13 protein-coding genes, 1 tRNA gene and 1 pseudogene are annotated in these 13,032 nt (G+C 53.2%); 12 read left to right on the top strand and 3 right to left on the bottom strand.

All coding sequences use genetic code 11. The features are described 5' to 3' along the window. Nucleotides 1-44 precede the first annotated feature (44 nt). Nucleotides 45-1,016: an octaprenyl diphosphate synthase gene (gene ispB, locus ACZAHD_RS02975; protein WP_462455471.1), complete on the bottom strand. Its 972-nt coding sequence runs from the start codon at nucleotides 1,014-1,016 to the stop codon at nucleotides 45-47. A 260-nt stretch (nucleotides 1,017-1,276) separates the two neighbouring features. On the opposite strand from ispB, the gene rplU reads away from it, so the two are divergent. From rplU to cgtA, 4 genes are all read left to right on the top strand, one after another. Further along, the gene (gene rplU / locus ACZAHD_RS02970; RefSeq protein ID WP_004106123.1) at nucleotides 1,277-1,588 is read left to right on the top strand and encodes a 50S ribosomal protein L21; all 312 of its coding nucleotides are present in this window, start codon (nucleotides 1,277-1,279) and stop codon (nucleotides 1,586-1,588) included. A gap of 19 nt (nucleotides 1,589-1,607) precedes the next feature. Further along, nucleotides 1,608-1,865 carry a 50S ribosomal protein L27 gene (gene rpmA / locus ACZAHD_RS02965; protein WP_138362936.1) on the top strand — a complete coding sequence of 86 codons (258 nt, stop codon included), beginning with the start codon at nucleotides 1,608-1,610 and terminating at the stop codon, nucleotides 1,863-1,865. 95 nt (nucleotides 1,866-1,960) lie between these two features. Continuing rightward, nucleotides 1,961-2,926 (top strand): DMT family transporter, encoded by a 966-nt coding sequence (locus ACZAHD_RS02960; RefSeq protein ID WP_462455470.1) that lies wholly within the window; start codon nucleotides 1,961-1,963, stop codon nucleotides 2,924-2,926. A 15-nt stretch (nucleotides 2,927-2,941) separates the two neighbouring features. Further along, nucleotides 2,942-4,120 carry an Obg family GTPase CgtA gene (gene cgtA, locus ACZAHD_RS02955; RefSeq protein ID WP_462455469.1) on the top strand — a complete coding sequence of 393 codons (1,179 nt, stop codon included), beginning with the start codon at nucleotides 2,942-2,944 and terminating at the stop codon, nucleotides 4,118-4,120. Between the two features lie 118 nt (nucleotides 4,121-4,238). On the opposite strand, the gene dacB is transcribed toward cgtA, so the two are convergent. Next, nucleotides 4,239-5,672, bottom strand: coding sequence for a serine-type D-Ala-D-Ala carboxypeptidase (gene dacB, locus ACZAHD_RS02950; protein ID WP_462455468.1), 1,434 nt, complete (start codon nucleotides 5,670-5,672; stop codon nucleotides 4,239-4,241). Between the two features lie 235 nt (nucleotides 5,673-5,907). Here dacB and greA point away from each other — a divergent pair, with 235 nt between their 5' ends. Then, on the top strand, nucleotides 5,908-6,384 hold the full coding sequence (gene greA, locus ACZAHD_RS02945) for a transcription elongation factor GreA (RefSeq protein ID WP_462455467.1): 477 nt from the start codon (nucleotides 5,908-5,910) through the stop codon (nucleotides 6,382-6,384). Between the two features lie 152 nt (nucleotides 6,385-6,536). Here greA and yhbY read toward each other — a convergent pair whose 3' ends face one another. Continuing rightward, nucleotides 6,537-6,830, bottom strand: a complete 294-nt coding sequence (yhbY, locus tag ACZAHD_RS02940; RefSeq protein WP_004139797.1) for a ribosome assembly RNA-binding protein YhbY — start codon at nucleotides 6,828-6,830, stop codon at nucleotides 6,537-6,539. A 124-nt stretch (nucleotides 6,831-6,954) separates the two neighbouring features. Between yhbY and rlmE the strand changes: the two genes are divergently transcribed. The 7 genes and pseudogenes from rlmE to ACZAHD_RS02905 form a co-directional block, all read left to right on the top strand. Next, the gene (gene rlmE, locus ACZAHD_RS02935) at nucleotides 6,955-7,584 is read left to right on the top strand and encodes a 23S rRNA (uridine(2552)-2'-O)-methyltransferase RlmE (protein ID WP_462455466.1); all 630 of its coding nucleotides are present in this window, start codon (nucleotides 6,955-6,957) and stop codon (nucleotides 7,582-7,584) included. A 99-nt stretch (nucleotides 7,585-7,683) separates the two neighbouring features. Next, nucleotides 7,684-9,618, top strand: a complete 1,935-nt coding sequence (ftsH, locus tag ACZAHD_RS02930; protein WP_462455465.1) for an ATP-dependent zinc metalloprotease FtsH — start codon at nucleotides 7,684-7,686, stop codon at nucleotides 9,616-9,618. 99 nt (nucleotides 9,619-9,717) lie between these two features. Continuing rightward, complete coding sequence (gene folP / locus ACZAHD_RS02925) at nucleotides 9,718-10,566, top strand: dihydropteroate synthase (protein WP_462455464.1); 849 nt, start codon at nucleotides 9,718-9,720, stop codon at nucleotides 10,564-10,566. Then, the gene (gene glmM / locus ACZAHD_RS02920) at nucleotides 10,559-11,896 is read left to right on the top strand and encodes a phosphoglucosamine mutase (RefSeq protein WP_462455463.1); all 1,338 of its coding nucleotides are present in this window, start codon (nucleotides 10,559-10,561) and stop codon (nucleotides 11,894-11,896) included. Before folP ends, glmM begins: the two co-directional genes overlap by 8 nt. Before the next feature lie 296 nt (nucleotides 11,897-12,192). Beyond that, complete coding sequence (gene secG / locus ACZAHD_RS02915) at nucleotides 12,193-12,522, top strand: preprotein translocase subunit SecG (RefSeq protein ID WP_462455462.1); 330 nt, start codon at nucleotides 12,193-12,195, stop codon at nucleotides 12,520-12,522. A 13-nt stretch (nucleotides 12,523-12,535) separates the two neighbouring features. Beyond that, nucleotides 12,536-12,622 (top strand) — tRNA-Leu (locus ACZAHD_RS02910). 100 nt (nucleotides 12,623-12,722) lie between these two features. Next, nucleotides 12,723-13,032: pseudogene (locus ACZAHD_RS02905) on the top strand (helix-turn-helix domain-containing protein); the annotation flags it as partial.

Below are 13,032 nucleotides of genomic sequence, written 5' to 3'. Positions count from 1 at the left end.
TCAGAGCGTTCCCGCGATGGGTGCGGGAACCGGGGAGAGGGATATCAGTGGTCGCGCTGAACCGCAATATGGGCAAGACCGATAAGCGCTTCACGCCACGGGGAATCTGGTAATACCTGAAGTACAGCAATGGCCTTGTCCGCTTCTTCTTCCGCACGTTTACGGGTCCATTCCAGTGAACCGCAGGTCGCCATCGTCTCGAGAACCTCATCAAGAAGGTGGCGCCCGTTGCCTTGTTCAATCGCTCCGCGAATCATCGCTGACTGCTCCGGAGAGCCGTGACGCATGGCATGCAATAACGGTAACGTCGGTTTGCCTTCGTTCAGGTCATCACCCACGTTTTTGCCGAGGCGCTCACCGTCAGAACTGTAGTCCAGTAAATCGTCGATCAGCTGGAATGCGGTGCCCAGATAACGACCATAGTCCTGAAGCGCTTGCTCCTGTTCGACGGTACAACCGGCCAGGATGCCGGAACACTGTGCGGCGGCTTCAAACAGGCGGGCTGTTTTGCTGTAAATGACCCGCATATAGTTTTCTTCAGTGATGTCCGGGTCGTTAACGTTCATCAACTGCAGCACTTCACCCTCGGCAATGACGTTAACGGCTTTAGACATCACTTCCAGTACTTTTAGCGAACCGAGGCTGGTCATCATCTGGAAAGAGCGGGTATAGATAAAATCACCAACCAGCACGCTGGCTGCGTTGCCAAAAGCGGCGTTTGCCGTTGCCTTGCCGCGGCGCATATCGGATTCATCAACGACATCATCATGCAGCAAGGTAGCGGTATGAATAAATTCGATCAGTGCGGCAATAGTGACGTGTGCTTCGCCCTGGTAACCCACTGCCCGGGCGGCAAGAACCGCAATCATCGGACGTATACGTTTACCGCCTCCGCTAACGATGTAATAGCCTAATTGATTGATAAGCTGAACATCTGAGTCAAGTTGCTCAAGGATTGTCGCATTGACACCCGCCATATCCTGCGCGGTTAACTCATTGATTTTTTCTAAATTCATCGCAAAAGCCGGGCCACATGTCCTGTTACCGCGAATCCGTGTGGGTTCACAGAAGGATTAAGATAGAATTAAATGAAGCTATGATTGTACTGAAAAATTGCCATAGATAAACGTTCGCGTGAAAGTTGTGTTTTTTTTCTGCGTTGATCGCTAATCGCTCTTGTCAAAGGCTCGCGTTTTGCGTAATATTCGCGCCCTATTGTGAATATTTATAGCGCACTCTGAATCACACGAAGAGGTGCGCGGAAGCGGAGTTTTATATGTACGCGGTTTTCCAAAGTGGTGGTAAACAACACCGAGTAAGCGAAGGTCAGACCATTCGCCTGGAAAAGCTGGACATCGCAACTGGCGAAGCTGTTGAGTTCGCTGAAGTGCTGATGATCGCAAACGGTGAAGAAATCAAGATCGGCGTTCCTTTCGTTGAGGGCGGCGTAATCAAAGCTGAAGTTGTTGCTCATGGTCGTGGCGAGAAAGTTAAAATCGTTAAGTTTCGTCGTCGTAAACACTACCGTAAGCAGCAGGGCCATCGTCAGTGGTTCACTGATGTGAAAATTACTGGCATCAGCGCCTAAGACCTGAGGAGAGATTTAAATGGCACATAAAAAGGCTGGCGGCTCAACTCGTAACGGTCGCGACTCAGAAGCTAAACGCCTGGGCGTTAAGCGTTTCGGTGGCGAATCCGTTCTGGCGGGTAGCATCATCGTTCGTCAGCGTGGCACCAAATTCCACGCGGGCGCTAACGTAGGTTGCGGTCGTGACCACACTCTGTTTGCGAAAGCAGACGGTAAAGTGAAATTTGAAGTTAAAGGCCCGAACAACCGTAAATACATCAGCATCGTTGCTGAGTAAGTTTTTCGTGGTCCGGTAACGGATTAAAGCCCCGCAACGTGTTGCGGGGCTTTTTACATTAGAATCCCGGATATTTTTCTGCAGGGAAAACGGGTATGAAGCAACAGGCCGGCATGGGCATTGTTTTGGCGCTCACCACCGCGATGTGCTGGGGGGCATTGCCCATTGCCATGAAGCAGGTCCTTGAAGTGATGGAGCCGCCAACGGTGGTGTTTTATCGCTTTCTGATGGCAAGTATCGGCCTTGGCGTAATCCTCGCTATCAGAGGTAAACTGCCGCCGCTGCGCCTTTTTCGCAAACCGCGCTGGCTGGTACTGCTGGCCATTGCGACGGGGGGCCTGTTTGGTAACTTCATTCTGTTCAGCTCTTCCCTGCAATATCTTAGTCCCACGGCGTCTCAGGTGATCGGCCAGCTATCTCCGGTCGGCATGATGGTGGCCAGCGTGTTCATCCTTAAGGAGAAAATGCGCGGTACCCAGGTTGTGGGGGCATTGATGTTGATTTGCGGGCTGGTGATGTTCTTTAACACCAGCCTGATTGAGATTTTTACTCGCCTGACGGATTACACGTGGGGGGTAATTTTTGGCGTTGCAGCGGCTGCGGTTTGGGTCAGCTACGGCGTCGCGCAAAAGGTGTTATTACGCCGCCTGGCGTCACAGCAAATCCTCTTTTTGTTGTACACTTTATGTACGATAGCGTTGCTGCCGTTGGCGACGCTTTCACAAGTTCTGGCGTTAAGCAACTGGCAACTGGCGTGCCTGATTTTCTGCGGGTTAAATACCCTGGTAGGCTACGGTGCGCTGGCGGAAGCCATGGCGCGCTGGCAGGCCGCTCAGGTGAGCGCGTTGATTACCTTAACGCCTTTGTTTACGCTGCTTTTTTCAGATTTATTATCACTGGCCTGGCCCGATGTTTTCGCCAGACCGATGTTAAACCTGTTAGGTTATCTCGGTGCGTTTGTCGTGGTTGCGGGCGCGATGTATTCCGCCATAGGCCACCGTCTTTGGGGTGGCTTACGTAAGCGTGAAGCGGTTGTACCGCTGCCCCGCTCAGGCGAATGATTTTCGGAGAGTAAAATGAAGTTTGTTGATGAAGCAACAATCCTGGTCGTAGCAGGTGATGGCGGCAATGGTTGCGTTAGCTTCCGCCGTGAAAAATATATCCCGAGAGGCGGCCCGGACGGCGGCGACGGTGGTGATGGCGGTGATGTCTGGCTGGAAGCGGACGAAAACCTGAACACCCTGATTGATTACCGTTTTGAAAAATCCTTCCGCGCCGAGCGTGGACAGAATGGCCAGAGCCGCGACTGTACCGGTAAACGTGGTAAAGACGTGTCGGTCAAAGTGCCTGTAGGGACCCGTGTTATCGATCAAGGGACCGGCGAAGTCATGGGCGATATGACTAAACATGGTCAGCGTCTGATGGTCGCTAAAGGCGGCTGGCACGGTCTGGGCAACACCCGTTTCAAATCGTCCGTTAACCGTACTCCGCGTCAGAAAACGATGGGAACGCCGGGCGACAAGCGCGATCTGCAGCTGGAGCTGATGCTGCTGGCAGACGTCGGGATGCTGGGTATGCCGAATGCTGGCAAATCCACCTTCATCCGCGCCGTTTCTGCGGCGAAGCCGAAAGTGGCCGATTATCCGTTTACCACGCTGGTGCCGAGCCTTGGCGTTGTGCGTATGGATAACGAGAAGAGCTTTGTTGTCGCCGATATTCCTGGGCTTATCGAAGGCGCAGCGGAAGGTGCAGGCCTGGGTATTCGCTTCCTGAAGCACCTTGAACGCTGCCGCGTGCTGCTGCATCTCATCGATATCGAGCCGATTGACGGCTCCGATCCGGTAGAGAACGCGCGTATTATCATCGGTGAGCTGGAGAAATACAGCGAGAAACTGGCTGAGAAACCACGTTGGTTAGTCTTTAACAAGATTGACCTGATGGATAAAGCGGAAGCTGAAGCGAAGGCGAAAGCCATTGCTGAGGCGCTGGGCTGGGAAGAGAAGTTCTACCTTATCTCCGCGGCCAGCCAGCAGGGCGTCAAAGATCTGTGCTGGGATGTGATGACCTTTATCATCGAAAACCCAATCGTTCATGCTCAGGAAGAGAAAGCGCCTGAAAAAGTCGAGTTTATGTGGGATGACTACCACCGTCAGCAGCTTGAAGAAGCCGAAGTTGAAGTCGAAGACGACGAAGACTGGGATGACGACTGGGACGAAGACGACGAAGAAGGCGTCGAGTTCATCTATAAGCGTTAAGTCGCTGGCGTGCCCCGGTACATTGTTGATCGGGGCGACGGCAGGACTACTCCCGAATATGCCGGAAAGCGGTTCAGAACGCACTAAAAAGGGCCGCATTTGATGCGGCCCTTTTGTCTTAGTTGTTCTGATACAAATCTTTATACAACCGGCTCTCGAAGCGTACTAGCGGGATCCGGCGGTTGCGCTGATCCGCAGGCGGTACAGCATATCCTGACAGGTATTGTACGAAAGCGATTTTTTGCCCGCTGGCGGCGGTGATGAAACCTGCGAGGTTGTAAACGCCCTGCAGCGAACCGGTTTTGGCCGACACTTTACCATCAACTCCCGCCTGATTCAGGCCGGCACGATACTGTAACGAACCATCGTGGCCAGCGAGCGGCAGCATGGAGATGAAGTTGAGTTCATTATCGTGCAGGGCGATATATTGCAGCACCTGCATCATGGTCGCCGGAGCAATCAGGTTATGCCGCGACAGACCGGAACCGTCGGCAATAATCGTATTACCCAGATCGATGCCGGCCTGTTGACGCAGGATCTGGCGTACCGCATCCGAACCGGCACGCCAGGTTCCCGGTACGCCGAGACGAGCGTGGCCAATGGTGCGAAAGACGGTGTCCGCAATCATGTTGTCTGATTTTTTTAACATGATCCGCAGGAGATCGTGCAACGGGGCTGATTGCGTGGTAGCCAGCACGGTTCCCGGATCGTTCGCCAGAGTCTGGCGCAGCAATGTACCGCTATAGGTAATCCCAGCCTGGTTTAGTTCGGACTTCAGGATCACGCCGGCATAGCTCGCGCCGTCCTGAATGGCGAAAGCCAAAGGTAAGGGCTCACTACGCTGTGGCAGGCAGCCCGTCAGGGTGTAACGGTTCAGGTCGCCTGTCACCACGTCGAGTTCGCAGTATTGGGCCTCAGCGGAGCCGCGGGCCAGCGTTCTCACCTGGCTAAACATGGTCACCGGGTAGTACGACGCGACGCGAATAAAGGCCAGATCGCCAGGTTTCTGCGCGCTATACAGCGAGATAGAAAAACAGTTACGGTCAACGATAGCGGCCGCAGGCGGGGCGCTAAAGCATTGGGTCATGTCGTTCCACGGCCAGCCAGGGGCCTTGTCATGGCTGGCGAAGACCGAGGTATCAATCAAGACGTTCCCCTCGATCCGCTGGACACCCGCTTTTTTTAGCGTCGCCACCATATTACGAATATCCTGACGTTTCAGCGTCGGATCGCCGCCAAAACGGGCAATCAGGTCGCCTTTTAGCACACCGCCATCAAGGCTGCCTTTGGTTTCCAGCGTGGTGGTAAAACGAAAGTTCGGCCCGAGCTGCAGCAGAGCGGCCAGCGCGGTGATCACTTTCTGGGTACTGGCGGGGAGCGCCATCTGCTGACTGTGGAAGTCTATCTCCGGCGTCGGGGAGCCAACCTTCTGCGCCATGAAGGCGAGGTTAGCACCTGCAGGAAGCTGGGTGATATATTCGTCAATGTTCGCCGCCTGAGCGCTAAACGCTATACCGGCAGTCAATCCGATGATAAATCTGGAAAATCGCATAATCTCGCGCTAACAACCTGAAACCGAGCCGTCATACTACGGTGCAACACCCTGTAAAGTAAACGATGACCCATAGTGAACTTCAGGGTAAAATACGTATCAAAATGAAAATTGCTGCTGATCTGGGGAATGTTTTCCGGGTCGGTTTTCTTTTTGCTCCTGTCCTGCTCAAGGCCTGACTGGTGGCGGAACGGCGGCGTCCGTTCCATGAAGGAATGATAAAGAGGTATAACAAATGCAAGCTATTCCGATGACCTTACGTGGTGCTGAAAAACTTCGCGAAGAACTGGATTTTCTGAAGTCCGTTCGTCGTCCTGAAATCATCGCTGCTATTGCCGATGCGCGCGAACATGGCGATCTGAAAGAGAACGCTGAGTACCACGCAGCCCGCGAACAGCAAGGTTTCTGCGAAGGCCGCATTAAGGATATTGAAGCGAAGTTGTCCAATGCGCAGGTTATTGATATCACCAAAATGCCGAACAACGGGCGGGTGATTTTTGGTGCGACGGTAACCGTCCTGAATCTCGATACCGATGAAGAACAGACTTACCGCATCGTAGGTGATGATGAGGCTGATTTTAAACAAAATCTGATCTCTGTGAACTCACCGATTGCCCGTGGTTTGATCGGTAAAGAGCAGGACGATGTGGTGACAATCCGCACACCAGGCGGTGAAGTAGAATACGAAATTATCAAGGTCGAGTACCTTTAATCCGTATTTCCCGCTACCATGTTGATGGATTGTAAAGAAAGGAAAAAGGCCGCATAGCGGCCTTTTATCAACGTCCGGAGCATGGCATTTTGCTCGTCTACCCGTAGAAATCCCTCGTTTTACACAAAGTTGTGTCGAGATTCAGGATATTCTTAGCGTGGCAGCGAGATTTTACGCTCTTTAGTTGGGCGATACAGGACCAGCGTTTTACCGATGACCTGTACGTTACAGGCACCGGTTTCGCGCACGATAGCTTCCACGATCAAGGTTTTAGTTTCGCGGTCTTCCGATGCGATTTTCACCTTGATGAGCTCATGGTGCTCTAACGCTTGTTCGATCTCGGCCAGTACCCCTTCGGTCAAACCATTGTTGCCAAGCATAACTACTGGCTTGAGCGGATGTGCCAGACCTTTCAGGTGCTGTTTTTGTTTAGTACTCAGATTCATCGTATTTTTTTGCTTACGTTGGGATTGAAAACGGTTCATTCTACCGCCATCTCCCATATATCGCCAAACTACCGTGTCGATTTTTACGTCGCAAAGTATGATGAACCCGAAACGGGAATGTTAAATGACAGGTAAAAAGCGTTCTGCCAGCTCAAGCCGCTGGCTTCAGGAACACTTTAGCGATAAATATGTTCAACAGGCACAGAAAAAGGGGTTACGTTCCCGTGCCTGGTTTAAACTTGATGAAATACAGCAAAGTGACAAGATTTTTAAACCGGGGATGACCATTGTTGACCTCGGCGCTGCGCCCGGTGGCTGGTCGCAATATGCGGTTACGCAGATCGGAAACAGCGGCCGCATCATCGCTTGCGATCTTTTACCGATGGATCCAATCGTTGGTGTGGACTTCCTTCAGGGCGACTTTCGTGATGAATTAGTTCTGAACGCGTTACTTGAGCGCGTAGGTGACAGTAAAGTGCAGGTTGTCATGTCCGATATGGCACCAAACATGTGTGGAACACCGGCGGTGGATATTCCCCGGGCCATGTATTTGGTGGAACTGGCGCTTGGAATGGCTCGTGATGTATTAGCGCCGGGTGGTAGTTTTGTGGTGAAGGTGTTCCAGGGCGAAGGTTTCGATGAGTATCTAAGAGAAATTCGCTCCCTGTTTACGAAGGTTAAAGTTCGTAAGCCGGACTCTTCTCGCGCACGTTCGCGTGAAGTGTACATTGTAGCGACCGGGCGTAAACCATAACCGGTAGATTTCAAACGAAAGTTTGAAAGACGCTGGATATAGAGTATCCTGACGCTGTTTTTAACACAGTTGTAATAAGAGGTTAATCCCTTGAGTGACATGGCGAAAAACCTAATACTCTGGCTGGTCATTGCCGTTGTGCTGATGTCAGTATTCCAGAGCTTTGGGCCCAGCGAGTCTAATGGCCGTAAGGTGGATTATTCAACCTTCCTGCAAGAGGTCAACCAGGACCAGGTTCGCGAAGCGCGTATCAACGGACGTGAGATCAACGTTACCAAGAAAGATAGTAACCGTTACACGACTTACATTCCGGTCAACGATCCGAAGCTGCTCGATAACCTGTTGACGAAAAACGTCAAAGTGGTTGGCGAACCGCCGGAAGAACCGAGCCTGCTGGCTTCCATCTTTATTTCCTGGTTCCCGATGCTCTTGCTGATCGGCGTCTGGATCTTCTTCATGCGGCAAATGCAGGGCGGCGGCGGAAAGGGCGCGATGTCCTTCGGCAAAAGCAAAGCCCGTATGCTGACGGAAGACCAGATCAAAACCACTTTTGCCGATGTCGCCGGTTGTGACGAAGCGAAAGAGGAAGTCGGTGAGCTGGTTGAATACCTGCGTGAACCGAGCCGCTTCCAGAAGCTGGGCGGTAAAATCCCGAAAGGCGTCCTGATGGTCGGCCCTCCGGGTACCGGTAAAACGCTGCTGGCGAAAGCTATCGCCGGTGAAGCGAAAGTGCCGTTCTTCACCATTTCTGGTTCTGACTTCGTTGAAATGTTCGTCGGCGTGGGCGCATCTCGTGTGCGTGACATGTTCGAGCAGGCCAAGAAAGCGGCACCATGCATTATCTTCATCGATGAAATCGACGCCGTCGGTCGCCAGCGTGGCGCCGGTCTGGGCGGCGGTCACGATGAACGTGAACAGACGCTTAACCAGATGCTGGTTGAGATGGATGGCTTCGAAGGTAACGAAGGCATTATCGTTATCGCGGCGACCAACCGTCCGGACGTGCTTGACCCGGCGCTGCTGCGTCCAGGCCGTTTTGACCGTCAGGTTGTCGTAGGGCTGCCGGATGTCCGCGGTCGTGAACAGATTCTGAAAGTTCACATGCGCCGCGTCCCGCTGTCGCCGGATATCGACGCGGCAATCATTGCGCGCGGTACCCCGGGCTTCTCGGGGGCGGATCTCGCGAACCTGGTCAACGAAGCCGCTCTGTTTGCTGCCCGTGGCAACAAACGCGTAGTATCGATGGTCGAGTTCGAAAAAGCGAAAGACAAAATCATGATGGGTGCGGAACGCCGCTCCATGGTGATGACCGAAGCGCAGAAAGAATCTACCGCTTACCACGAAGCGGGCCATGCGATTATCGGCCGCCTGGTACCGGAACACGATCCGGTGCACAAGGTGACGATTATCCCGCGCGGTCGTGCGCTGGGCGTGACGTTCTTCCTGCCGGAAGGCGATGCTATCAGCGCCAGCCGTCAGAAGCTGGAAAGCCAGATTTCGACCCTGTATGGCGGTCGTCTGGCGGAAGAGATTATCTACGGTGTGGAACATGTTTCTACCGGTGCGTCGAACGACATTAAAGTCGCGACCAACCTGGCGCGTAACATGGTGACGCAGTGGGGCTTCTCCGACAAACTCGGTCCGCTGCTGTATGCGGAAGAAGAGGGCGAGGTGTTCCTGGGGCGTAGCGTCGCGAAAGCGAAACATATGTCCGATGAAACGGCACGTATCATCGACCAGGAAGTGAAATCGCTGGTTGAACGCAACTATAACCGTGCTCGTCAGATTCTAAATGACAACATGGACATCCTGCATTCGATGAAAGATGCGCTCATGAAATATGAGACTATCGACGCACCGCAGATTGATGACCTGATGGCTCGTCGCGAAGTTCGCCCACCTGCGGGATGGGAAGATCCGCACGGCACCAATAACTCTGGCAATAATGGCACCCCGAGTGCACCGCGTCCGGTCGATGAACCGCGCACGCCGAACCCGGGTAACACCATGTCAGAGCAACTGGGCGACAAATAAGTTAGCTGCGTTGATGTTGTTGTGTATATCGAAACCCCGGGGCGCTTGCCGCTCCGGGGTTTTTCTTTTTATTAACCTTCCGGATTCATGGATTTCGCGATGAAACTCGTAGCCCAGGGCTCAACCCTCGACCTCTCCCATCCGAATGTGATGGGTATCCTTAACGTGACGCCAGATTCATTCTCCGATGGTGGCACACATAATTCGCTCGTGGAGGCGGTTAAGCATGCCAATCTGATGATAAACGCGGGTGCGACTATCATTGATATCGGCGGCGAATCGACCCGCCCCGGGGCGTTGGATGTGAGTGTCGAGGAAGAGCTGGCGCGCGTGATTCCGGTGGTGGAGGCTGTTGCTCAACGTTTTGAAGTCTGGATCTCGGTAGACACGTCGAAGCCAGAAGTGATCCGTGAGTCCGCACGGGCTGGCGCACATATTATTAACGATATCCGTTCGCTGACCGAACCAGGGGCGCTGGAAGCCGCTGCACAAAGCGGGCTACCGGTGTGTCTGATGCATATGCAGGGACAGCCAAAAACGATGCAGGAAGCGCCGAAATACGATGATGTCTTTGCCGATGTCGCCCGCTTTTTCACCGAGCATATCGTGCGCTGTGAGCGGGCGGGTATCGCAAAAGAGAAATTGTTGCTCGACCCAGGATTCGGTTTCGGTAAAAATCTTGCCCATAATTATGAGCTACTTGCTCGACTCGGTGAGTTCCACCAGTTCGGTTTCCCGTTGCTGGTCGGTATGTCGCGTAAATCGATGATTGGTCAACTGCTTAACGTCGGGCCGACGGAACGCCTCAACGGTAGCCTGGCGTGTGCGGTGATTGCAGCGATGCAGGGCGCGCAGATTATTCGCGTCCATGACGTCAAAGAAACGGTAGAAGCGCTACGCGTGGTGGAAGCCACCCTGAGCACAAAGGAAAATAAACGTTATGAGTAACCGCAAATATTTTGGCACCGATGGTATCCGTGGCCGCGTGGGTGATGCGCCTATTACCCCGGAATTCGTGCTCAAACTGGGCTGGGCTGCGGGCAAGGTGCTGGCGCGCCACGGTTCACGCAAAATCATTATTGGTAAAGATACCCGTATCTCCGGCTATATGCTGGAATCGGCGCTGGAGGCTGGACTGGCTGCGGCGGGGCTTTCCGCTTCTTTCACTGGTCCGATGCCCACTCCGGCGGTGGCTTACCTGACGCGAGCCTTTCGTGCTGAAGCGGGGATTGTCATTTCAGCTTCGCATAACCCATTCTATGACAACGGGATCAAGTTCTTCTCTATTGAAGGCACAAAGCTGCCGGATAACGTAGAAGAGGCGATTGAAGCCGAAATGGAAAAAGAGCTCACCTGTGTCGATTCGGCTGAGTTGGGTAAAGCCAGCCGTATCGTGGACGCCGCCGGCCGTTATATTGAGTTCTGCAAAGGCACTTTCCCGAACGAACTGAGTCTGAATGCACTAAAAGTAGTTGTCGATTGCGCGCATGGCGCGACCTATCACATTGCGCCGAATGTGTTCCGCGAGTTGGGTGCTAAGGTGATTGCGATGGGTTGTGAGCCGAACGGGCTCAATATCAACGAAGAGGTCGGGGCGACCGACGTACGCGCCCTACAGGCACGTGTACTGGCCGAAAAAGCCGATCTGGGTATCGCCTATGATGGCGATGGCGACCGCGTCATTATGGTCGACCATGAGGGTAACAAGGTTGATGGCGATCAGATTCTGTATATCATCGCCCGGGAAGGTCTGCGGCAGGGCCAGCTACGCGGCGGCGCGGTGGGAACGTTAATGAGTAATATGGGGCTGGAGCTGGCGCTCAAACAGCTGGGCATTCCGTTTGTCCGGGCTAAAGTGGGTGACCGCTATGTCCTTGAGAAACTGCAGGAGAAAGGCTGGCGTATCGGGGCGGAAAACTCCGGTCACGTTATCCTGCTGGATAAAACCACCACCGGTGACGGTATCGTCGCGAGTCTGCAGGTTGTGGCGGCGATGGTGCGTAACCACATGAGTCTGCATGATCTGTGTAGCGGCATGAAAATGTTCCCGCAAATCCTGGTTAACGTTCGTTTCACTGAAGGTAGTGGTAACCCGCTGGAACATGAGAATGTGAAAGCGGTTATGGCTGAAGTGGAAGCGGCATTGGGCAACCGTGGCCGTGTGCTGCTACGTAAGTCGGGTACTGAGCCACTCATTCGCGTCATGGTCGAAGGAGAGCACGAAGCGCAGGTGCATGAGTTCGCTCACCGTATCGCCGAAGCGGTGAAAAACGCCTGATTAAGCCGGTTATTCATTTGCTCGTTTGAGCGGTGGTGCTGTCAGCGCCAGACAACATGAACGGACTTACAGGGGGCTAAGTGTTTAAAAAGGCGGCGCTTACCGCCTTTTTCTTCGCCAAAAGATCGTTTTTTGCTGTTTTTTTCCGCAGTTGATACAATGCGCCGAAATTGCCCTTGCGAAGGTCATTCGCTTTGGTTAGTATTCACACCCGCTTCAGTGGGAAACATTAAGATCTCCCGCTTTATTGGTTGAAGCAATTGGTATGCGGCGAATCCGCAAGGAACAGGTTGATTATGCAAGAAGCTCTTTTAGTTGTTTTCCTTATTGTAGCGATTGGCCTCATTGGTCTGATCATGCTGCAGCAAGGTAAAGGCGCTGATATGGGAGCCTCCTTCGGAGCAGGCGCTTCCGGCACATTGTTTGGATCCAGCGGTTCTGGTAACTTCATGACCCGCATGACTGGTATCCTGGCAGCGTTGTTCTTCATCATCAGTTTGGTGCTGGGCAATATCAACAGCAACAAGACCAATAAAGGAAGTGAGTGGGACAATCTGAGCGCGCCGAAAACCGAGCAGACTCAGCCAGCAGCTCCGGCACAGCCGAGCAGCGATATCCCGCACTAATAGTTATATCCGTGCCGAGGTGGTGGAATTGGTAGACACGCTACCTTGAGGTGGTAGTGCCCGATTGGGCTTACGGGTTCAAGTCCCGTCCTCGGTACCAATATTCCGAAAAAAAGACGCTGAAAAGCGTCTTTTTTTTGCCCTTGATCCATCCTGAATAGCGTTGACACGTTCCTGATTTAAATCCGGAGAACGTGATAATGACTGCGTTCAAACGTACCCAACGTGATTATCCTCCGTTCTTTAAAATAGCTGTCGTTGAGCCGGTCGAAAAAGGCGAGATGACCTGCAAGCAGGCTTCAACAGCGATATGGCATTCAGGGGCGCTCCACCGTGCTTGTCTGGCAGCGTAAATATGGCCGGCTTGACTGGAGCCCCGGACTTCCTGACCTGGTGAAGAGGAAACTGCCTGTGGCTCAGACAACTATCCCACTCACACCCGAGCAAAGAATCAAGGAACCTGAAGAGCAGCCTGAACTGGCGAACCAGAAAGCTGATTTTTTGAATCGG

Origin of the sequence: Raoultella sp., from assembly GCF_039594335.1 — a bacterium.
GTDB lineage: Bacteria > Pseudomonadota > Gammaproteobacteria > Enterobacterales > Enterobacteriaceae > Klebsiella.
This window is presented reverse-complemented; position numbering and strand designations above follow the sequence as displayed.